18 protein-coding genes are annotated in these 20,281 nt (G+C 65.9%); 3 read left to right on the forward strand and 15 right to left on the reverse strand.

The window, feature by feature from the left end:
- Positions 1-4: 4 nt before the first annotated feature.
- The 8 genes from OKW41_RS42845 to OKW41_RS42880 form a co-directional block, all read right to left on the reverse strand.
- The gene (locus tag OKW41_RS42845) at positions 5-898 is read right to left on the reverse strand and encodes a M48 family metallopeptidase (protein ID WP_429576159.1); all 894 of its coding nucleotides are present in this window, start codon (positions 896-898) and stop codon (positions 5-7) included.
- A 48-nt stretch (positions 899-946) separates the two neighbouring features.
- Complete coding sequence (locus OKW41_RS42850; RefSeq protein ID WP_429576160.1) at positions 947-1,705, reverse strand: lysophospholipid acyltransferase family protein; 759 nt, start codon at positions 1,703-1,705, stop codon at positions 947-949.
- Between the two features lie 39 nt (positions 1,706-1,744).
- Positions 1,745-2,299 (reverse strand): D-glycero-beta-D-manno-heptose 1,7-bisphosphate 7-phosphatase, encoded by a 555-nt coding sequence (gene gmhB, locus OKW41_RS42855; protein WP_429576161.1) that lies wholly within the window; start codon positions 2,297-2,299, stop codon positions 1,745-1,747.
- 10 nt (positions 2,300-2,309) lie between these two features.
- Positions 2,310-4,409 carry a glycine--tRNA ligase subunit beta gene (gene glyS, locus OKW41_RS42860; protein WP_429576162.1) on the reverse strand — a complete coding sequence of 700 codons (2,100 nt, stop codon included), beginning with the start codon at positions 4,407-4,409 and terminating at the stop codon, positions 2,310-2,312.
- 15 nt (positions 4,410-4,424) lie between these two features.
- The gene (gene glyQ, locus OKW41_RS42865; RefSeq protein WP_008921090.1) at positions 4,425-5,432 is read right to left on the reverse strand and encodes a glycine--tRNA ligase subunit alpha; all 1,008 of its coding nucleotides are present in this window, start codon (positions 5,430-5,432) and stop codon (positions 4,425-4,427) included.
- A gap of 181 nt (positions 5,433-5,613) precedes the next feature.
- Complete coding sequence (locus tag OKW41_RS42870; RefSeq protein ID WP_429576163.1) at positions 5,614-7,224, reverse strand: FMN-binding glutamate synthase family protein; 1,611 nt, start codon at positions 7,222-7,224, stop codon at positions 5,614-5,616.
- A gap of 262 nt (positions 7,225-7,486) precedes the next feature.
- Positions 7,487-8,740 (reverse strand): tRNA 2-thiouridine(34) synthase MnmA, encoded by a 1,254-nt coding sequence (mnmA, locus tag OKW41_RS42875; protein WP_429576164.1) that lies wholly within the window; start codon positions 8,738-8,740, stop codon positions 7,487-7,489.
- A gap of 58 nt (positions 8,741-8,798) precedes the next feature.
- Positions 8,799-9,278: an NUDIX hydrolase gene (locus tag OKW41_RS42880; protein WP_429576165.1), complete on the reverse strand. Its 480-nt coding sequence runs from the start codon at positions 9,276-9,278 to the stop codon at positions 8,799-8,801.
- A gap of 284 nt (positions 9,279-9,562) precedes the next feature.
- Here OKW41_RS42880 and OKW41_RS42885 point away from each other — a divergent pair, with 284 nt between their 5' ends.
- Genes OKW41_RS42885 through OKW41_RS42895 form a run of 3 tightly spaced genes read left to right on the forward strand, consistent with a single transcriptional unit; the run spans position 9,563 to position 12,494 of the window.
- The gene (locus OKW41_RS42885) at positions 9,563-10,705 is read left to right on the forward strand and encodes a Re/Si-specific NAD(P)(+) transhydrogenase subunit alpha (protein ID WP_429576166.1); all 1,143 of its coding nucleotides are present in this window, start codon (positions 9,563-9,565) and stop codon (positions 10,703-10,705) included.
- A 10-nt stretch (positions 10,706-10,715) separates the two neighbouring features.
- Positions 10,716-11,042 carry an NAD(P) transhydrogenase subunit alpha gene (locus OKW41_RS42890; protein WP_018419437.1) on the forward strand — a complete coding sequence of 109 codons (327 nt, stop codon included), beginning with the start codon at positions 10,716-10,718 and terminating at the stop codon, positions 11,040-11,042.
- A complete protein-coding gene (locus OKW41_RS42895; protein ID WP_429453172.1) occupies positions 11,043-12,494 on the forward strand; it encodes an NAD(P)(+) transhydrogenase (Re/Si-specific) subunit beta in 1,452 nt (483 codons plus the stop codon).
- Between the two features lie 65 nt (positions 12,495-12,559).
- Here the strand turns inward: OKW41_RS42895 and OKW41_RS42900 are convergent, their stop codons facing one another.
- The 7 genes from OKW41_RS42900 to OKW41_RS42930 form a co-directional block, all read right to left on the reverse strand.
- Entirely contained in the window at positions 12,560-13,303 is a 744-nt protein-coding gene (locus tag OKW41_RS42900; RefSeq protein ID WP_429576167.1) for a helix-turn-helix transcriptional regulator, read from the reverse strand.
- 40 nt (positions 13,304-13,343) lie between these two features.
- Positions 13,344-13,727 (reverse strand): VOC family protein, encoded by a 384-nt coding sequence (locus OKW41_RS42905; RefSeq protein ID WP_184034560.1) that lies wholly within the window; start codon positions 13,725-13,727, stop codon positions 13,344-13,346.
- 113 nt (positions 13,728-13,840) lie between these two features.
- Positions 13,841-15,391 carry a methyl-accepting chemotaxis protein gene (locus OKW41_RS42910; protein ID WP_429576168.1) on the reverse strand — a complete coding sequence of 517 codons (1,551 nt, stop codon included), beginning with the start codon at positions 15,389-15,391 and terminating at the stop codon, positions 13,841-13,843.
- Positions 15,392-15,730: 339 nt separating this feature from the next.
- Positions 15,731-17,017: a THUMP domain-containing class I SAM-dependent RNA methyltransferase gene (locus OKW41_RS42915; protein WP_429576169.1), complete on the reverse strand. Its 1,287-nt coding sequence runs from the start codon at positions 17,015-17,017 to the stop codon at positions 15,731-15,733.
- A gap of 183 nt (positions 17,018-17,200) precedes the next feature.
- Positions 17,201-17,974, reverse strand: coding sequence for a PqiC family protein (locus OKW41_RS42920; RefSeq protein ID WP_429576170.1), 774 nt, complete (start codon positions 17,972-17,974; stop codon positions 17,201-17,203).
- Positions 17,971-19,632, reverse strand: a complete 1,662-nt coding sequence (locus OKW41_RS42925; RefSeq protein WP_429576171.1) for an intermembrane transport protein PqiB — start codon at positions 19,630-19,632, stop codon at positions 17,971-17,973. Before OKW41_RS42925 ends, OKW41_RS42920 begins: the two co-directional genes overlap by 4 nt.
- A complete protein-coding gene (locus OKW41_RS42930; protein WP_429576172.1) occupies positions 19,625-20,275 on the reverse strand; it encodes a paraquat-inducible protein A in 651 nt (216 codons plus the stop codon). The genes OKW41_RS42925 and OKW41_RS42930 overlap by 8 nt, the downstream gene beginning before the upstream one ends.
- Between the last annotated feature and the right edge of the window lie 6 nt (positions 20,276-20,281).

A 20,281-nucleotide genomic window follows, 5' to 3' on the forward strand; every position in this document is an offset into this window, starting at 1 on the left:
GGCCTCAAAGCGTCGGCAACAGCTCCGGCGGATGCGACTTCAGTGTCTGCCGCGCCTCGCGGAACTCCGGAAAAATCGATTCGACCGTCTGCCAGAAGCGCGGACTGTGATTCATCTCGCGCAGATGCGACAGCTCGTGCGCGACGACGTAGTCGATGATCGACAGCGGAAAGTGGATGAGCCGCCAGTTCAGGCGGATTTTGCCGTCGCTCGAACAACTGCCCCAGCGCGTCGCCGCCGAAGACAAGGCATACGCGCGATAGTTGACGTCCAGCTTCTGCGCGTAGATCGCCAGACGCTCGCCGAACAGCCGCTTCGCTTCTCCTTGCAGCCAGCCCTGCACGCGATCCTTGATCTGCTGCGGGTCGGCTTGCAACGGCAGCGGCAATTGCAGCGACCCATGTTCGGCGCTGAACGCGAGCATGCCTTGCGGCGCGCCGAGCGTCACGCGCACCGGCTGACCGAGGTAGGGCACTTCGGCGCCGTCTTTCCAGTCGATCTTCGGCAATGCACGCTGCTCGACGCGCGTTTGCCATTCGATCAGCTTCGTAAAAATCCAACGCTGTTTTTCGGTGATCGCGGTTTCGATATCGGCGAGCGTGACCCAGCGCGGCGCGGTGATCGTGAGGCCGGTGCTGTCGATCGCAAAGCCGATCGAGCGGCGCGCGGAACGCTTGAGCGCGTAATGCAGCGTGCGTGAACCGATGGTGAGACAGCGCAGCCTGCTGCCGTCCGGCGCGAGCGGCGCGACGGGCGGCCTGACCGGCGTTGAGCCCAATGAACCCGGCGCGGAAGGTGACGGAGACGACGACGTCGACCCCGGCTCGGCGAAGAGCGGGAGATCGAGCTGCCGGTTTTCGAGCGCCGCGGCGGGCTGCGGCGTAGGAGACTTCTGCATCGGCTTCGCTTCGCGCAATACGCCTTCGGAGTTCGAGGGCGTGGCGCGTCAGATGGGAGCGGCGGCGGAATCGTTAGCCGCCGCGCTGTAGGCAGTCGGATCGATGCGGCGCATCTCGGCTTCGATCCACTGCTCGACGCGCGTGTTCACTTCGTCGGGCGTGAGCCCCGTCGTGTCGATCGGCTTGCCAATCGACACCGTGACTATACCCGGATATTTAAGAAACGAGTTGCGCGGCCACACGCGGCCCGCGTTGTGCGCGATCGGCACGACGGGCGCACCGGTCGCGATCGCGAAGCGCGCGCCGCCGGTCTTGTACTTGCCCTGCTTGCCGGTCGGCGTGCGCGTGCCTTCCGGAAACATGATGACCCATGCGCCTTCGGCCATGCGGGCCTTGCCCTGGTTCGTGACCGATACGAACGCGTATTTGCCTTCCTTGCGGTTGATGTGAACCATCTTCAGCATGCCGAGCGCCCAGCCGAAGAACGGCACATACAAGAGCTCGCGCTTGAACACGTAGCACAGCGGGCGCGGCATGATCGCCGGAAACGCGAGCGTTTCCCACGCCGACTGATGCTTCGACAGCAGCACGGCCGGGCCGTTGGGCAGATTCTCGAAACCTTCGATGCGGTAGCGGATGCCGTTCAGGTAGCGCACCGTCCACAGCGTCAGACGACACCAGCCGGCCGCCATCCAGTAGCGGTTTTGCGCGCGCAGGAACGGAAACGCGATGAAGCACGCGGTCGCGTACGGCACCGTGAACACAACGAAATAAATCAGCAGCAGCAGGGAACGGATAAAGCGCATCGGCGTGGTCGGTGGGGGGTGGGAGCGCGGTGCGCGCGTTTATTCCTGAGCGTCGGCGAGAAAGTCGAGCGCGAACGCGCGCAGGTCGTCGTGCACGATCGTGCCTTCGGGCAAGCCGCCCGCGGCGAGGGTCTTGCGGCCCTTGCCGGTCAGCACCAGATGCACCGGATGACCGAGCGCAGCGCCCGCCTGCAGATCGCGCAGAGAATCGCCGACCGTCGGCGTATGCGCCGGATCGACCTCGAATCGCTCGGTGATCATCTTCAGCATGCCGGGCTTCGGCTTGCGGCATTCGCATTGATCTTCCGCCGTGTGCGGGCAGAAGAACACCGCTTCGATGCGCGCGCCGACCGCTGCCGCCATCCGGTGCATCTTCAGATGCATCGCGTTCAACGCATCCATGTCGAACAGACCGCGGCCGATGCCCGACTGGTTCGTCGCTATTGCGACGCGATAGCCGGCCTGGTTCAGGCGTGCGATCGCTTCCAGCGAGCCGGGCAGCACGACCCATTCGTCCGGCGACTTGATGAACGCGTCGGAGTCGACGTTGATCACACCGTCGCGGTCGAGGATCACCACTTTCTTGATCGGCATGGCGCGGTGCTCAGGCGGCGAGTCGGGAAATATCGGCGACGCAGTTCATCTGCTGATGCAGCGCGCCGAGCAGAGCCAGACGGTTCGCGCGCAACGCGGGGTCTTCGGCGTTGACCATCACGTCGTTGAAGAACGTGTCCACCGGTTCGCGCAGCGCGGCCAGCGCCGTCAGCGCGCCGGTGTAGTCGCGCACGGCCAGTTGCGATTGCACGCGCGGCGTGACCTGTTCGAGCTGCGCGTTGAGCGCCTTCTCCGCTGCCTCGGTGAGCAAGCTGGGCTGCACGCCGCCATTCGTCACGCCTTCCGACTTCTTCAGGATGTTCGAGATACGCTTGTTGGCCGCCGCGAGCGACGCCGCTTCGGCGAGTGACGCGAACTCGCGCACCGCGTCGAGGCGCGCGACGAGGTCGTCGAGCCGCGTCGGGTTCAGCGCGAGCACCGCGTCGATTTCTCCAGCCGCGTAGCCGCGTTCGCGCAGCAGGCCGCGCAGGCGGTCCATGCTGAATTCGTAGATCGCGTCGGTCGAATCGGCGACGTTCGGCACGCCGGAGAATTGCGCATAAGCGATGCGCAGCAGCTCGACGAAGTCGACGTTCAGCTGCTTCTCGACCAGAATGCGCAGCACGCCGAGCGCATGACGGCGCAGCGCGAACGGGTCTTTCTCGCCGGTGGGCTGCAGGCCGATGCCCCAGATGCCGACCAGCGTTTCGAGCTTGTCGGCGAGCGCGACGACGGTGCCGGTCGCAGTGGAGGGCAAGGCGTCGCCCGAGAAGCGCGGCTGGTAGTGTTCCGAGCATGCGAGCGCGACTTCTTCCGGCTCGCCGTCGTGGCGCGCGTAGTACGTGCCCATAGTGCCTTGCAGCTCGGGGAATTCGCCGACCATGTCGGTGATCAGGTCGGCTTTCGCGAGGCGCGCGGCGCGCGTCGCGAGCGCGACGTTGGCGCCGGTCAGTGCGGCGATCGCGCCGGCCAGCCCTTCGAGCCGCTCCACGCGTTGCAGCGCCGAGCCGAGCTTGTTGTGATAAACGACGTTCGCGAGCAGTGGCACGCGATCCGCGAGCGGCTTCTTCTTGTCTTGCGTGAAGAAGAACTTCGCATCGGCGAGACGCGGACGCACCACGCGCTCATTGCCTTCGACGATCTCGACCGGCGTCGCCGTCTCGATGTTCGACACGATCAGGAAGCGCGAGCGCAGCTTGCCGTTCGCATCGGTCAGCGCGAAGTACTTCTGGTTCGTCTGCATCGTCAGGATCAGGCATTCCTGCGGCACTTGCAGGAATTCGTCCTCGAAGCGGCACTCATAGACGACCGGCCATTCGACCAGCGACGTCACTTCGTCGAGCAGCGCTTCGGGCATCACGACCTTGTCGTCACCGGCTTGCGCGAGCAGTTGCGAGCGGATTGCTTCCTTGCGCTTCGCGAAGCTCGCGACCACGCGGCCTCTGTGTTCGAGCGTTTCGGCATACGACTGCGCGTGCTGGATCTGCACGAAGCCTTCGGACAGGAAGCGGTGGCCGAGCGTGGTGTCGTCGGCGTCGATGCCGAGCGCGCTGACCGGCACGATTTCCTCGCCGTGCAGCGCGGTCAGACGATGCACCGGGCGCACGAACTTCACGCTCGAACCGTCGGGGCGCTGATACGTCATCGGATTCGGAATCGGCAGCTTCGCGAGCGTTTCGTCGAGCGCGCCCTGCAAGCCGTCGGCGAGCGTCGCGCCCGGCGCCGCGTAGCGCAGGAAGAACGCTTCGGCTTTACCGTCCTGGGCGCGTTCGAGGTCGTTCACCGTGAAGTCGGGGAAGCCGAGCGCGGCGAGTTTCTTCGCGAGCGGCGCGGTGGGCTGGCCGTCTTTATCGAGCGCGACGGAAACCGGCAGCACTTTTTCGCGCACGTGTTTTTCCGGCGCGACCGCGCGCACGTTGTGAATCGTCACCGCGAGACGACGCGGCGTAGCAAAGCGTTCGAACGACGGCTCGCCTTCGATCAGGTCGCGCACCGCGAGGCGCTGCGCAATACCTTCGGCGAAGGCGTCGCCGAGACGGGCGAGCGCCTTCGGCGGCAGTTCTTCGGTCAGCAGCTCGACGAGCAGGGTAGCGTGTTGAGATTGAGTCATTGGTTGAAGTTCTCGTCAGTCCTGGTCGATCTTGCGTTCGACTTTCAGCGGCGGCGCCCACGCGGGCATCGCGGCTTCCTGCTCGTCGGTGGTGAGGCCGGGCACGCCGTGCACCGGATTGCCGAGCATCGGGAAGCCGAGCTTTTCGCGCGAGTCGTAGTAGGCCTGCGCGACCAGACGCGACAGCGCGCGAATCCGGCCGATGTACGCCGCGCGTTCCGTGACCGAAATCGCGCCGCGCGCGTCGAGCAGGTTGAACGTGTGGCCGGCCTTCAGCACGAGCTCATAGGCGGGCAGTGCGATCTGCGCGTCGATCATGCGCTTCGCTTCCGCTTCGTAGCTGTTGAAGAAAGTGAACAGCAGATCGACGTTCGCGTGCTCGAAGTTGTAGGTGGACTGCTCGACCTCGTTCTGGTGATACACGTCGCCGTAGGTCAGGCGGCGCAATTCGGGGCCGTTCGGGCCTTGTTCTTCCCACTCGGTCCAGACGAGGTCGTAGACGTTCTCGACCTTCTGCAGATACATCGCGAGGCGCTCGAGTCCGTAGGTGATTTCGCCGAGCACCGGCTTGCAGTCGAGACCGCCGACCTGCTGGAAGTACGTGAACTGCGTCACTTCCATGCCGTTCAGCCACACTTCCCAGCCCAGCCCCCATGCGCCGAGCGTCGGGTTTTCCCAGTCGTCCTCGACGAAACGCACGTCGTTCTGCTTCAGGTCGAAGCCGAGCGCTTCGAGCGAGCCGAGGTACAGGTCGAGAATGTTTTCCGGCGCGGGCTTGAGCACCACCTGATACTGGTAGTAGTGCTGCAGACGGTTCGGGTTCTCGCCGTAGCGGCCATCTTTCGGGCGGCGCGACGGCTGCACGTAGGCGGCGCGCCACGGCTCGGGGCCGATCGCGCGCAGGAACGTATGGACGTGGGACGTGCCCGCGCCGACTTCCATGTCGATCGGCTGGAGCAACGCGCAGCCCTGCTTGTCCCAGTAGGACTGCAAGGTCAGGATGATTTGCTGAAACGTGAGCATGAAGTGCCTTTCGGGCATGGGGCCATGCCGCGTGCGCCTAAGCGCGCGAGGGGGCCGTGGAGCGAAGTGCTAAACCCGAGATTTTAACGGAAAGGAAGGGGGGCGGCCCGTTTTGCGGGGTCGGACGGGCCGCGATGCGGTTTTTGGGCGACGGGCGACGCGGCAAGGGCCGCGCGTACGTTCAGCTCGCCGCCAGCTCCGCCTTCGGCGAGAACGAATCGCTTTGCGCGATCGGCCAGTACGTCTCGAACAGCGTATAGCGATAGTTGCCGTTGAGTAGGTCGTTCGGTTCGAGATATTTGAGCAGATCCGACATCAGCCGCACCTCATGCGAGGACACGCGCCGCACGATGTGATGCGCGCGCAGCTCCGCCGGATGCCGGAGCCCGGCGGCCTGGATGATTTCCTGCAACGCGTGCAGCGTGTTGTGGTGGAAGTTGAACACGCGATCGGCCTTGTCGGGCACCACCAGCGCGCGCTGGCGCACCGGGTCCTGGGTCGCGACGCCGGTCGGGCAGCGGCCGGTATGGCAGGTCTGCGCCTGGATGCAGCCGACCGCGAACATGAAGCCGCGCGCCGCGTTGACCCAGTCCGCGCCGATCGCGAGCGTCTTCGCGATATCGAACGCGGTGATCATCTTGCCGCTCGCGCCGATGCGGATGCGTTGCCGCAGACCGATGCCGACCAGCGTGTTGTGCACGAGCAGCAGCCCCTCCTGCAACGGCACGCCGACGTGATCGGTGAATTCGAGCGGTGCCGCGCCGGTGCCGCCTTCCGCGCCGTCCACGACGATGAAGTCCGGCAGAATGCCCGTTTCCAGCATCGCCTTCGCGATACCGAAGAATTCCCACGGATGCCCGATGCACAGCTTGAAGCCGGTCGGCTTGCCGCCCGACAGCGTGCGCAGCCGCTCGACGAATTCGAGCAGCTCGCGCGGTGTCGAGAACTCGGAGTGCGTCGCCGGCGAGATGCAGTCGCGGCCCATCGGCACGCCGCGCGTCTCGGCGATTTCGGGCGTGATCTTCGCGCCCGGCAGCACGCCGCCGTGACCGGGCTTCGCGCCTTGCGACAGCTTCACCTCGATCATCTTCACCTGCGGTTCGGCGGCCTGCTTCGCGAACTTCCCGGCGTTGAAGGTGCCGTCGTCGTTACGGCATCCAAAATAGCCGGACCCGATTTCCCAGATGATGTCGCCGCCATGTTCGCGATGATATTTCGACATCGAACCTTCGCCGGTGTCGTGCGCGAAGTTGCCTTTCTTCGCGCCGAGGTTCAGCGCCATGATCGCATTGGCCGATAGCGAGCCGAAGCTCATCGCCGACACGTTGAAGATCGACATCGAATACGGCCGCGCGCGATCGGGGCCGACGACGATGCGAAAGTCGTGACCGTCGAGCGAGGTCGGCGCGAGCGAGTGGCTGATCCATTCGTGCGCGACCGCCTTCACGTCGATTCGCGTGCCGTATGGGCGGCTGTCGACATCGTTCTTCGAGCGCTGATAGACGATGCTGCGTTGCGCGCGCGAGAACGGCTGCTCGTCGGTATCGTCTTCGACGAAATACTGACGGATCTCCGGGCGGATGGATTCGAAAATGAAACGCAGGTGGCCCCACAGCGGGTAATTGCGCAGGATTGCATGGCGCTGTTGGCTCAGGTCGAACACGCCGAGCGCGACGAGCGCGGCCGGCACGAGGATCCAGAACCACGACAGGCGATGCGTCGCGGCGAGCGCGGCACATACCGCGGTGAGGGCGATTGCGCACCACATGGCCAGATAGCGTCGAGAAAACATGGGGACTCCAGTGCAGTGAAGATCATTGCGGCGGCATCGTCCGCACGGGAGCGCGGGCGGTATCGGTCGCGAAGGAAAACTGGCGGTTGCGGGTCACGGTGCGACGCGGACCGGCGAAGCCCGAAGATAAGGCCCGCGAATGGAAGCCAGGCGTCGCACGCGAAGGTGAAGTGTGTGTGAATTCGCCAGGCGGGGGAAATATGGTGAACGGCGCGAACCTGTCGGAATGGTACGACCCGCCGCGCCCGCCGTTATGCATCGCTCAACGCGCGCCGAGCAGAGCCGCTTTTTGCCGCGGAGTTTGCGGCTCGTCCTGCGCCTGGCCTTGCGGCTGCTTTGGCCTGTGCGCCTGCTTGCGACGCTGCGCGCGAGTTTGCTTCGGCGCCTGATCCTGCGGCAGCTCGGCCGGTTGCCCGGTCATCGCGCGTTCGATGATGCCGCCGCCGAGGCACACGTCGCCATCATACAGCACCGCCGATTGGCCCGGCGTGACGGCCCATTGCGCGGCGTCGAAGGTCAGTTCGAAGATGCCTTCGCCCGAACCGCCTCCCGCCGAGGCGTTGAACGTGCACGCCGCGTCGGCCTGCCGGTAGCGCGTCTTCGCGCCGCACGCGAAGCCGTCGGCCGGCGGCTCGCCCGCGACCCAACTCGTGTTGCCCGCCGACAGCGTATGGCACAGCAGCCACGGATGGTCGTGTCCCTGCGCGACGTACAGCGTATTCGTCGGAATATCCTTGCCGGCGGCGAACCAGGGCTCGCCGCTGCCGTCCTTGCTGCCGCCGAGACCGATGCCCTTGCGCTGGCCGAACGTGTAGAACGCGAGGCCGATGTGCTCGCCGACGATCTTGCCGTCGGTCGTCTTCATCGGGCCCGGCCTGGTCGGCAGATAGCGGTTCAGGAAGTCGCGGAAAGGCCGCTCGCCGATGAAGCAGATGCCGGTCGAATCCTTCTTCTTCGCGTTCGGCAGGCCGATCTGCGCGGCGATCTCGCGGACCTTCGTCTTAGGAATTTCGCCGAGCGGGAACAGTGTTTTCGACAGCTGCGCCTGGTTCAGCCGATGCAGGAAGTACGACTGGTCCTTCGTATGGTCGAGCGCCTTCAGCAGCTCGAAGCGGCCATCGTTCTCGCGCACGCGCGCGTAGTGGCCGGTCGCGATCGTTTCCGCGCCGAGCGACATCGCGTGATCGAGGAAGGCCTTGAACTTGATCTCGGCGTTGCACAGCACGTCCGGGTTCGGCGTGCGGCCGGCCGAATATTCGCGCAGGAATTCGGCGAACACGCGGTCCTTGTACTCGGCCGCGAAGTTGACCGCCTCGACGTCGATGCCGATCAGGTCCGCCACCGACACCACGTCGATCCAGTCCTGGCGCGTCGAGCAGTATTCGCTGTCGTCGTCGTCTTCCCAGTTCTTCATGAACAGGCCGACCACGTCGTAGCCCTGTTCCTTTAGCAGCCACGCGGTGACCGACGAATCGACGCCGCCCGACATGCCTACTACGACTTTACGCTTGCTCATAAGGTACTCACTGGGTGCTGCATGACTGCATGGATCTATGGGGTCGCTCGTGACGGCCCTATTGCTTCGGCCCAACCGAATGCGTATGGACGAAGTCGAGCGGGAAACGCCGGCCGGCCAGGTAATCGTCGATGCACTGCATCACGAGCGGCGTGCGATGCCGCTCGGGGCACGCGCGCAACTCATCGGCGCTCATCCACAGCGTGCGGACGATGTCGGGATCGAGCGAATTCGCCGGGTCCGGTTCGCCGCCCGCGCCACAATAGGTGAAGCGCAGGTACGTGGTGCCCGCGCGGTCCGGCCGCTCGAAGTGGGTCATGTACATGCCGACGAGGGCCTCGGGCGCGAACGGATGCGCGGTTTCCTCGAACGTTTCGCGGACCACCGCTTCCAGCAGCGTTTCGCCCGCCTCGAGGTGGCCGGCGGGCTGGTTCAGGCGCAGGCCGGCGGCAGTGTGTTCCTCGACTAGCAGGAAGCGCCCGTCACGCTCGACGATCGCCGCGACGGTCACGTGCGGCAGCCAGGTTTCCGGTTTCATGGGTGCGCATTTTACCGGTTATGCGCGCCGGCTGCCGGACGGCGGACGGGCGCTGGGCTGGGCTACGGCCGGTGACCGCTGGCAGCCGGTTCGCAGCATGTTCGAGGTGGAATCGCGACCGATCCGTAACAGTTTGGCGGTCTGCCGCGCATTCGCATCGACCCCGATATTTGTGATGTGGCGGTTTCCGGTTAAAGTGGGGCCTGCGTTAGCCGTTGCATGTGCAAGCCGGCGAGCCTCGTCGGCAGATCTGTCGTCAAACAGGAAGTCGAGGAGGAACAACGATGCACATCGGAGTGCCAGCCGAGACGCGCGCGCATGAAACCCGCGTTGCCGCGACGCCCGAGACGGTCAGGAAGTACGTGGCGCAAGGCCACCGGGTCACGCTCCAGAGCGGTGCCGGCGCCGGCGCGAGCTTTCCCGATGACGCCTATACGGCCGTGGGCGCGGAAATCGTCGATGCCGTCACTGCCTTCGGCGCAGATCTCGTCCTCAAAGTCCAATCCCCTATCGATTCCGAACTGCCGCTGCTCAAGCGCGGCGCGACGCTCGTCGGCATGCTCGATCCGTTCAACGCCGACAACGCGGGCAAGCTCGCCGCGGCCGGCGTCACCGCGTTCGCGCTCGAAGCCGCGCCTCGCACGACGCGCGCGCAGAGCCTCGACGTGCTGTCGTCGCAGGCCAATATCGCCGGCTACAAGGCGGTGCTGCTCGCGGCGACGCTCTATCCGCGCTTCATGCCGATGCTGATGACCGCGGCCGGCACCGTGAAGGCCGCGCGCGTGCTGATTCTCGGCGCGGGCGTGGCTGGCCTGCAGGCGATCGCCACCGCGAAGCGCCTCGGCGCCGTGCTGGAGGCGTCCGACGTGCGCCCGGCCGTCAAGGAGCAGATCGAATCGCTCGGCGCGAAGTTTCTCGACGTGCCCTACGAGACCGAGGAGGAGCGCGAGGCCGCGCAAGGCGTGGGCGGCTATGCACGGCCGATGCCGCCGTCGTGGCTCGCGCGCCAGTCGGCGCTCGTGCACGAGCGCGCGAGGCAGGCCGACGTGGTGATCTCGACCGCATTGATTCCAGGCCGCCCCGCGCCGACGCTGCTGTCGGTCGAAACCGTGCAGGCGATGAAACCGGGCTCGGTGCTCGTCGACCTCGCGGCCGGCCGCGGCCCCGAAGTCGACGGCCGGCGCGGCGGCAATTGTCCGCTGACCGAGGCGGACCAGGTGGTGGTGCGCTATGGCGTGCAGATCGTCGGCTACACGAATCTCGCCGCGATGGTGCCCGCCGACGCGTCGTCGCTGTACGCGCGCAACGTGCTCGACTTCCTGAAGCTGATTATCGCCAAGGAAGGCACGCTGAACATCGATCTCGCGGACGACATCGTCGCGGCCACGCTGCTGGCTCGCGATGGCCAGGTCACGCGCAACGCATAGGAGGCCGAAGATGGAAGTCATCAATCACACGGTGATCAACCTGATCATCTTCGTGCTGGCGATCTACGTCGGCTATCACGTGGTCTGGAACGTCACGCCCGCGCTGCATACGCCGCTGATGGCGGTGACCAATGCGATCTCGGCGATCGTGATCGTCGGCGCGATGCTCGCGGCGGGTCTCACCGTCGGCAGCGCCGGGAAGTTCTTCGGCACGATCGCGGTGGCGCTCGCGGCCGTCAACGTGTTCGGCGGATTCCTCGTCACGCGGCGAATGCTCGAGATGTTCAAGAAGAAGGAACCCAGGAAACTACCGGCTGGCGGCAAGGAGGGTACGTAAATGAGCCTGAACGTCGTCACGCTGCTGTATCTGGTCGCGTCGGTCTGCTTCATCCAGGCGCTCAAGGGGCTGTCGAATCCCAAGACCGCGCGCGTCGGCAATACCTTCGGCATGGTCGGCATGGCGATCGCGATTCTGACGACCATCGCGCTGATCTCGCGGCAGGCCGAAGCACTTGGCTCCAATCTCGGTCTCGGGCTCGGCCTGCTGCTGTTCGGGCTCGTGATCGGCGGCGCGATCGGCGCGTTCGTCGCCGCGCGCGTCGAGATGACCAGGATGCCTGAACTGGTCGCGGCGATGCACTCGCTGATCGGTCTCGCGGCGGTGTGCATCGCGTATGGGGTGGTGTCGGAGCCGGCCGCGTTCGGCCTCGTCGATCCCGACGTGCCGATCGAGGGCTTCCTGCCGTACGGCAACCGCATCGAGCTGTTCATCGGCACTTTCGTCGGCGCGATTACTTTTAGCGGCTCGGTGATCGCGTTCGGCAAGCTGTCGGGCAAGTACAAGTTCCGGTTGTTTCAGGGTGCGCCGGTCGTCTACGGCGGCCAGCATCTGATCAACCTGATGCTCGCGCTCGCGATGCTCGGCTTCGGCGTCCTCTTCTTCCTCACGCAGTCGTGGCTGCCGTTCATCATCATGACGATCATCGCGTTCGTGCTCGGCGTGCTGATCATCATTCCGATCGGCGGCGCGGACATGCCGGTCGTCGTGTCGATGCTGAACTCGTACTCGGGCTGGGCGGCGGCGGGCATCGGCTTCTCGCTGAACAATCCGATGCTGATCATTGCCGGCTCGCTGGTGGGGTCGTCTGGTGCGATCCTGTCGTACATCATGTGCCGCGCGATGAACCGCTCGTTCTTCAACGTGATCCTCGGCGGCTTCGGCAACGAGCCGGGCGCGGCCGCGGGCGGCGCGGCGGAGCAGCGTCCGGTGAAATCGGGTTCGGCCGATGACGCGTCGTTCATGATGGGCAACGCGGAAACGGTCGTGATCGTGCCGGGCTACGGGCTGGCCGTCGCGCGCGCGCAGCATGCGTTGAAGGAGCTGACCGACAAGCTGGTCGAGAAGGGCATCGAGGTGAAGTACGCCATTCACCCGGTGGCCGGCCGCATGCCGGGTCACATGAACGTGCTGCTCGCCGAGGCCGAAGTGCCGTACGACATGGTGTACGAGATGGAGGACATCAACGGCGAGTTCGGCCAGGTCGACGTGGTGTTGGTGCTCGGCGCGAACGACGTGGTGAATCCGGCCGCGAAGAACGATCCGAAGTCGCCGATCGCGGGCATGCCGATCATCGAGGCGTACAAGGCGCGCACCGTGATCGTCAACAAGCGCTCGATGGCGGCGGGCTACGCCGGGCTCGACAACGACCTGTTCTACATGGACAAGACGATGATGGTGTTCGGCGACGCGAAGAAGGTGATCGAGGATATGGTGAAGGCGGTCGACTAGATCGCTAGCGGTGAATAGGCGTCAGGATCGCGGTGGGTCACCGCGATCCTTTGCCGCGATCCTTTTCATCTGTTCGGCTTCGCGTTCAGATGCCGCAGCAGATCCGCGAGCCGCCTGCCTTCCTGATCCGGATACGTCTCGAGCACTTCGAGATCGCGCATCTTCTCCAGTCCGAAGTTGCGGAAATCAGCACGCAGCTCGCACCATGCGCCGAGCGTCCAGCGCGCGCCCCAGTACGCGAGCGCGAGCGGCCAGACGCGGCGCTCGGTGTCGGCGCCGTTCGCGTCGGTGTACGCGAAGCGCACCACCTGGCGCGCATCGATTGCGCGATGCAGCGTGTCGAGCTGCGTCGAAAAATCCCCCTTGATGTGAAACGACGGCGCGAAGATCGCGAGCCGTTCGAGCGTCGCGCGCTTGTCGGCGGGCATCGCCGATGCGATTTTGGCCAGCGCGCCCCGCGCGCCGCTCGCGAAGCCCGCGCCACCCCATGATTCGAGCATGCGCGCGCCGGCGGCGAGCGCGGCGAGTTCGTCGGCGGTGAAGGTGAGCGGCGGCAGACTCGCCGAGCGCGACAGCCGATAACCGATGCCCGCTTCGCCTTCGATCGGCACCCCTGACAATTGCAGATCGCGCACGTCGCGATAGACCGTGCGCGGCGAGATGTTCAGCCAGTCGGCCAGTTGCTGAGCGGTGGTCAGGCGCCGGCCGCGCAGCAGTTCGGCGATCTGGAACAGGCGGTCGGCGCGGCGCGTCATCGTGGGCGTCGGGTAGAGGAGGAAGGGGACGGTCCCGCGATGATAGCGCCGCATGGCGGCCTTCGGTCGGGGCGCGGCGGCTTCCGGTGCGCGCTTAGCCGTTGGTGCGCGAATGCAGGCCGAGGCGGTTGCCTTCGGTATCGGTGAAGAACGCGATATAGCCGATGTCCTGCGGCAGCTTGATCACCGGGCCGTCGGTCTTGCCGCCCGCCCGTTCGATGCGCGCAAGCGCCGCGTCGACGGTGGGCAGCGCGTTCAGGTAGACAGTGACGCCGTCGACGCCGGGTGTCATCGACGGATTGTGAACGATCGCGCCGCCAGTCGCGGGCTCCTCGTAGCTGAACACGGCGATCGGCTGGCCGCCGATCTCCTGTCGATTCAACGGGGCGTCGAGCGCGGCTTCGTAAAAGCGCACCGCGCGATCGAAATCGACGGACGGGATTTCGAACCAGGCAACGAGTTTGGGCAATGCGGACATGACACTCTCCTTCGGTTGGCAGTAGGCCGTTCAAGCGCCGGATGGCGTGAGAAGGAGTGTGCGGGGGTGCTGCTGACAGCGTGGTGGCAGTAGGGTGGGGAAAGGCGGCAGTCTCACTCCACCGGCAACTGAAACATCCCCACCACATCGCTCATGCGCGTGGCCTGTTCTTCGAGCGACGCCGCCGCGGCCGCGGCCTGCTCGACGAGCGCCGCGTTGCGCTGCGTGACTTCGTCCATCTGCGAGACGGTGCGGTTGACCTGCTCGATGCCGTCGCTCTGTTCTTCCGATGCGGCCGCGATCTCGGTCATCAGCTCGGTCACGCGGCGCACCGCGTCGTTGATCTCCGTCATGGTTTTGCCGGCCCGGCCAACGAGTTCGGTGCCGTTGCCGACGCGGTCCACCGATTCGCTGATCAGTGTCTTGATTTCCTTCGCCGCCGACGCGCTGCGTTGCGCGAGCGTGCGCACTTCGCCCGCCACCACCGCGAAGCCGCGGCCCTGTTCGCCGGCGCGCGCGGCTTCGACGGCGGCGTTCAACGCGAGGATGTTGGTCTGGAAAGCGATGCCCTCGATCACGCCGATGATCTCGGCGATCTGCTTCGAGCTTGCGTCGATCTCGCCCATCGTGATCACGACCCGCGAGACGACGTCGCTGCCTTCGGTGGTCACACCGACCGCGGCCCGCGCGAGTTCGCTCGCCTGCCGCGCGTTGTCGGCGTTCTGACGAACCGTCGAGGTCAGCTCGGCCATGCTCGATGCGGTTTCTTCGAGCGACGCGGCCTGTTCTTCGGTGCGTTGCGACAGATCGGTGTTGCCCGCCGAAATCTGGGCGGTCGCCGTCGAAATGGACTGCGTGCCGTCGCGCACCGACAGCAGCGCCTGCCTGAGGCGCGTCTGCATCATGCGGAGGTGTTCCATCATGCGCCCCATTTCGTCGCGCGAACGCACGTCGATACGTCGGCCCAGATCGCCATTGGAGATCGCACGGAAGTGCCCGGTGGCTTCTTCGAGAGGACCGGCGATCGACTTGCGCAGCGCATGCCATGCGAACGCGGCCGTCGCCAGTCCAATCAGAAGGCCGACCCCGGCGATCGCGAGAATCGCGTGGAAGCGGTCCTGCGCCGCTTCGTAGCGGCTGCGCGCGTTGTCACTCTGGATCTTCTCGAGCTTCGCGGAGCGGTCCGTGATTTCGTTGAACGGGTCCGTCATCCTGTTCGAGATCAGGTCGGCAAGCGGCGTGGTGTCGCGCCGTTCGATCGCGGCGAACGCCTGTGCAACCGGACCGTTGATCGCCAGGGCGCGTTTGGCCTCCACCGCGTCGGCGAGTTGCCGCTCCTGCGCATCGGAGGGCAGCGCGCGATAAGCCTGCCAGGCCTTGTCGCCGATCGCGAACTGCTCGCGCGCATGCTGTTCGAGGCTCGCGATGTCCGCGCGATCCGGCTGCGCAGCGATGCGATCGAGCACGAGCCTGCCGCGCGCGTAGAAGAAGTTGAACTTGCCGAGCGCACTCGCCGACGCGAGCTCGTCGGTGTACAGCTCCTTCTGGTCGGCGTTGCTCAACGCGATGCCGGTGACGCCGAGCGCCGCGCCGATCGCCATCAGCAAGCCGAGGAAGCCCATCGCGAGGGCCAGACGCGTACGAATCGTGAGGTTCGAAAACATGGATGCCTCGAAACAACGGAACGGGAAAGCGGCGCACCGGGAAAGTACGCGGGGTCGTTAGGGTTTACGGCAAACGTTTGCAAATATGAAGGGGCGGGATCGAATGCGGGCGCTTTCGAAGGAAGGGAAGCAGTGGGATAGAGGTGCGGCGGAGGGGTGTTGCGGGACCGACAGAAAGTCGGTCCCGCGACGGACGACGAGGTGAACGCAGTGCGCGTTGCTGCTATCGCTCAGTTTCGCCAGGCGACTCGGCGCCGTCGCGCAATAAAAAACCGCGGCACGAGGTCCGCGGTTTTCATGTCAACTACGACGACAGCGCGCCGCCCGACCGACGCAGCCTCAGCCCGCCTGCGTGTCGCCCTGCGGACGCTGTCGCACGCTGCCCGCGATCAGATCGAAGCGGAACAGCCGGCATTCGAGCGCGCCGTTGAACAGCGGCGTCTTGGTCGATTCGCGCAATCGCAGTTGCCCCGGAAGCTTGCGATCCGACGTCAGGATGAACGCATGCCATCCGGCAAAGCGCTGCTTCAACGCATTGCCGAGCAACTGGAAAAACTCGCTGTCGGGCGCTTCTTCCTGAATGCGGCGAAAGCCGTCGTCGTCGCGATTGCCGCGGCCTTCGCGAAGCTCGCCGCGCGCATTGCGGCCGCGCACTTCGATCCGCTCGCCATACGGCGGATTCGCGACGAGGATGCCCGGCGCCGAGCCAGGCGGCGTCATGTCGCGCGCATCGAGCTGCTTGAGCGAAATGGGCGGCAAGCCGGCGCGCTCGAAGTTGGCGCGCGCTTTTTCGAGCATGTCGCCGGAGATGTCGCTGCCGAAAATCTGCAGATCCGCGCCGCGCGAGCCGCGCGCCGCGTTTTTCGCTTCGAGCGCGGCGCCCTTCAGCGCTTGCCAGCTCCGCGCGTCGAACTGTTTGAGTTTCTCGAAGCCGAAGCGCCGCTCGACGCCCGACGCGATGTTCAACGCGACCTGCGCCGCTTCCGCGAGGAACGTGCCGCTGCCGCACATCGGATCGTAGAGCGGCGTGCCGGCCTGCCAGCCAGTCAGACGCAAAATGCCAGCCGCGAGGTTTTCGCGCAGCGGCGCCGCGCCCTTGTCGAGACGCCAGCCGCGCTTGAATAGCGGATCGCCGGAAGTGTCGAGGTACAGCGTGCAGTCGGTCGCGCTCAGGAACGCGAACACGCGCACGTCGGGCATCGCGGTGTCGATGCTCGGCCGCGCGCCGCTTTTTTCGCGCAGACGATCGCAGATCGCGTCCTTCACGCGCAGCGTCGCGAACTCGAGACTGCGCAGTGGCGACTTGATCGCGGTGACGTCGACGCGCAGCGTCTCGTCCGCGGAGAACCACTGCTCCCAGCGCTGCTCGAGCGCGAGCGCGTAGATGTCCTGCTCGCTGCGGTAGGGCCGCTCCGCGATTTTCAGCAGCACGCGGCTCGCGAGACGCGAGTGCAGATTGGCGGCCATGCCGGCGGCCCAGCCGCCGCGAAAATGCACGCCGCCCGGTACCTGGGCCCCGGCCGTGAAGGCGGCGCCGTTCAGATGTTTGGCGGCAATTTCGGCGAGTTCGGCCGCGAGCGGAGCTTCGAGCCCGCGCGGGCAAGGAAGGAAGAAATCGAAGGACATTGAGGTTGCCGCAAGGCGTTGGATAAGGCGCTATTGTACGCGGTCGAGATCGGCGGGCCGGCGCGATTGGCGCGCCGGCGGCCCGTCGTCTGTCGTCGCGTCATCTCGCCTCGCGTCCCGCTTTGGCCCGCGACGCCCGCCGGCATGCCGACACCGTTGAGCTCGCCGCGCCAGCCGGGCCTGTCAGGCGCCGGCTCCCGCGGCCGTTCCCGCCGAAGGACAGGGCGACACGGCCGGCGCCGCGGCCGGTTTGGCCGAAGACGAATGCCGGCCCGTCGTGTTCGTGGAAGCGACGGCCGTTGCCGCCATCGCGCGCACGCCCATCGCGATCTGTGTCGACACTTCCGCGAGCGCGCGCCGATGTCCATCGACGAGCGCGTCGTACCCGCCGCCAACCGTCTCGCTGACCACGCTGCGACACGTCATCACCGCATTGCTGCGCACGGCCCGCACGCTCCACACCGCATCGATCAACGCATGCGAGCCGGGCCACGACTCGAAGCGCTGCACGTTCATGGCGATCCGGTAGACGGCCGCGTCGTCGGGGTGCGCGGTGCCGAACGTATCGATGGTGCCGAGCTGTTGCGTCAGATTCGTCGACAGCGCGCGGCGGATTTCATCGCCGGGCAGCGACGCCCAACGCTCCTGTTCGAGCAACTGCACCTGAGTCGGCCCGGTCTGCACGACCAGCTGATTTCTCGCCACCTGCGGCGGCACGTTGACCGGCGCGACTTCGATCAGCCAGGCAGGCGCGGCGCTCGTGCGCGCGACGGCCGGCGCGGCGCCATTCGCGGCGGTGCTTGCGCTATCCGCGCCACCCAGCGTATAGAAACGGCTCGACGGCGACGAGCACGCCGCGATGACGAGAGCCGCAGCCAGTGCGGTGCCGTACGCGACGCCGCGTACGGCACCGCGCACGAGCGCGCGCGGCGGACGGGGGAGCCGGGCAAACATCATGGTTTATCTCCTGATTTACCGCGCAACAGCGATTCGGGATGACGCTCGAGGTAGTCCGACAGCGCGTTCAGCGACTGCAACGTGCGCGTCAGTTCCTGCAACGCCTGATGAACGTCGGACTGCATCGGCGAATCCTGCTGCAAGGTTGCCTGGGCCGAACTGAAGGTCTGCTTCGCGGCCGTCAGCGTGTCGCGCGCTTGCGGCACGACTTCCTTGTCGAGACGCGAGAACAGCTGGTCGGCGTTCTTCAGCGCGGTGTTCAGATTCGCGCCGATCTGGTCGAACGGCACCTTGTCGAGCTTCTTCGCGATGTCGGCGACCTGCAGTTGCAATTCGTCGAGCGTGTTCGGAATGGTCGGCAGCTCGAGCGGATCGGTCGTCACGTCGACCTTGGCCGGCGGCGCTTTCGGGAAGATATCGAGCGCCACGTACAGCTGGCTCGTGATCAGGTTGCCGGTGCGCAACTGGCCGCGCAGGCCGTGCCTGACGAGTTCCTGCAGCAGGTTCTCGCCGGCGAGCGTGCCCGGCTGCGGCGAGCTCTCGCGGAAGCGCTTGCCGAGGCGGTCCGGGTACAGGTTCATCGTGACCGGCATCGTGAAGCTCTGAGTCTTCGGATCGTAGTCGATGCCGATATTGGTCACCTGGCCGAGCACGATGCCGCGGAAATCGATCGGCGCGCCGATCGACAGCCCGCGCAGCGACTGGTTGAAGTTCATCACGACGCGCAAGGGCACGCCGTCCGGTTCGCGCATCGCGTCCGCTTCGTCCGAGCCGAGGTGGAACGTCTGGTTGTTCGGCGCCTGCGGGCCCATGTTCTGGCCGAGCGGCGACTGGAAAGACAGACCGCCGACGATCACCGTCGCGAGCGACTGCGTGTTCAGCTTGAAGCCGCTCGAATCGAGCCGCAGATCGACGCCGCTCGCATGCCACCAGCGCGTGTTGGTGCCGACGTACTGGTCGAACGGCGCCGACACGAACACCTGCATCGTCACGCCGGTGCCGCTCTTGTCGAGCGAAAAGCCGACCACCTGGCCGACCTGTACGCGCCGATAGAAGATCGGCGAGCCGATGTCGATCGAACCGAGCGAATCGCCGTGCAGCGTGTACTGATGGCCTTTCTGGTCGCCGGTGATGGGCGGGGGCGTTTCGAGGCCGACGAAGTTGCTCTCGCTATCGGACGAACGGCCCGCGTCGGCGCCGATGTACGGGCCCGACAGCAGCGTCGTCAGACCCGACACGCCGCTCGCGCCGACGCGCGGACGCACCACCCAGAAGCGCGAGTCCTTGACCGCGAACTTTCCGCCTTCCTTGGTGAGCTGCACCTGCACGAGCACGTGCGACAGATCCGGCGACAGCGTGATCGTCTTCACCGCACCAACGTCGACGTCCTTGTACTTGACCTTGGTCTTGCCCGGCTCGAGCCCTTCCGCGCTGATGAAGCTGATCGTGATCACGGGTCCGCGCTCGGTCACCGACCTGATCACGAGCGCGATGCCGATCAACGCGGCGATCAGCGGAACCACCCAGACGAGCGACGGCAGCCAGCGGCTGCGTGGTTCGATGTCGGGTTCGGGCAGTTGGGGCGGCAGTCTGGGTCCGTTCGAATCGCTGCGCGGCGCGTCATCGGAAGCGGGCGTCGGTTCTTGCGGGCTAGTCATGGTCGAGATCCTGAGGTGTTGGGGTACTGCTTTCCACGGGGTCCCAGATGAGGCGTGGATCGAATTGCATGGAGGCCAGCATCGTCAGGATCACGACCGAGCCGAACGCGATCGCGCCCGGCCCGGCCGTGATCACGGCCAGCGATTTGAAACGCACGAGCGCCACGGTGAGCGTGACGACGAACACGTCGAGCATCGACCAGCGGCCGATCCGCTCGACCATCCGGTACAGCGTCGTGCGCTGTTGCGGACGCCAGCGCGAGCGGCGCTGCGCGGTGACGGTGAGCAGCACGAGCACCGAGAGCTTCAGCATCGGCACCAGGATGCTGGCGATGAACACGATCATCGCGAGCGGCCAGTCGCCGGAGGTCCAGAAATAGACGACGCCGCTCATGATGGTGTCGTCCTCGGAGCCGAGCAGCGACGACGTGTGCATCACCGGCAGCAGGTTCGCCGGAATATACAGCAGCGCCGCGGCGATCAGCAGTGCCCATGTGCGCATCAGGCTGTCGGGGTTGCGCGAGTGCAGATGCGCGCCGCAGCGGCCGCAGTGCTGCGGCGTGACCGAGCGGATGCGCGGTTCGACGCGCCCGCACGAATGGCAGGACAGCAGGCCCGCGCGTTTCGCGGTGACGTATTTCATCGCGGG

The sequence above is a fragment of the Paraburkholderia sp. UCT70 genome (genome assembly GCF_050434085.1).
Classification (GTDB): domain Bacteria; phylum Pseudomonadota; class Gammaproteobacteria; order Burkholderiales; family Burkholderiaceae; genus Paraburkholderia; species Paraburkholderia tuberum.

What these genes read in the sequence shown, in the direction of transcription:
- OKW41_RS42845 (WP_429576159.1), bottom strand. Translation starts at nt 898, where the DNA reads ATGCAGAAGTCTCCTACGCCGCAGCCCGCCGCGGCGCTCGAAAACCGG.
- OKW41_RS42850 (WP_429576160.1), bottom strand. Translation starts at nt 1,705, where the DNA reads ATGCGCTTTATCCGTTCCCTGCTGCTGCTGATTTATTTCGTTGTGTTC.
- gmhB (WP_429576161.1), bottom strand. Translation starts at nt 2,299, where the DNA reads ATGCCGATCAAGAAAGTGGTGATCCTCGACCGCGACGGTGTGATCAAC.
- glyS (WP_429576162.1), bottom strand. Translation starts at nt 4,409, where the DNA reads ATGACTCAATCTCAACACGCTACCCTGCTCGTCGAGCTGCTGACCGAA.
- glyQ (WP_008921090.1), bottom strand. Translation starts at nt 5,432, where the DNA reads ATGCTCACGTTTCAGCAAATCATCCTGACCTTGCAGTCCTACTGGGAC.
- OKW41_RS42870 (WP_429576163.1), bottom strand. Translation starts at nt 7,224, where the DNA reads ATGTTTTCTCGACGCTATCTGGCCATGTGGTGCGCAATCGCCCTCACC.
- mnmA (WP_429576164.1), bottom strand. Translation starts at nt 8,740, where the DNA reads ATGAGCAAGCGTAAAGTCGTAGTAGGCATGTCGGGCGGCGTCGATTCG.
- OKW41_RS42880 (WP_429576165.1), bottom strand. Translation starts at nt 9,278, where the DNA reads ATGAAACCGGAAACCTGGCTGCCGCACGTGACCGTCGCGGCGATCGTC.
- OKW41_RS42885 (WP_429576166.1), top strand. Translation starts at nt 9,563, where the DNA reads ATGCACATCGGAGTGCCAGCCGAGACGCGCGCGCATGAAACCCGCGTT.
- OKW41_RS42890 (WP_018419437.1), top strand. Translation starts at nt 10,716, where the DNA reads ATGGAAGTCATCAATCACACGGTGATCAACCTGATCATCTTCGTGCTG.
- OKW41_RS42895 (WP_429453172.1), top strand. Translation starts at nt 11,043, where the DNA reads ATGAGCCTGAACGTCGTCACGCTGCTGTATCTGGTCGCGTCGGTCTGC.
- OKW41_RS42900 (WP_429576167.1), bottom strand. Translation starts at nt 13,303, where the DNA reads ATGCGGCGCTATCATCGCGGGACCGTCCCCTTCCTCCTCTACCCGACG.
- OKW41_RS42905 (WP_184034560.1), bottom strand. Translation starts at nt 13,727, where the DNA reads ATGTCCGCATTGCCCAAACTCGTTGCCTGGTTCGAAATCCCGTCCGTC.
- OKW41_RS42910 (WP_429576168.1), bottom strand. Translation starts at nt 15,391, where the DNA reads ATGTTTTCGAACCTCACGATTCGTACGCGTCTGGCCCTCGCGATGGGC.
- OKW41_RS42915 (WP_429576169.1), bottom strand. Translation starts at nt 17,017, where the DNA reads ATGTCCTTCGATTTCTTCCTTCCTTGCCCGCGCGGGCTCGAAGCTCCG.
- OKW41_RS42920 (WP_429576170.1), bottom strand. Translation starts at nt 17,974, where the DNA reads ATGATGTTTGCCCGGCTCCCCCGTCCGCCGCGCGCGCTCGTGCGCGGT.
- OKW41_RS42925 (WP_429576171.1), bottom strand. Translation starts at nt 19,632, where the DNA reads ATGACTAGCCCGCAAGAACCGACGCCCGCTTCCGATGACGCGCCGCGC.
- OKW41_RS42930 (WP_429576172.1), bottom strand. Translation starts at nt 20,275, where the DNA reads ATGAAATACGTCACCGCGAAACGCGCGGGCCTGCTGTCCTGCCATTCG.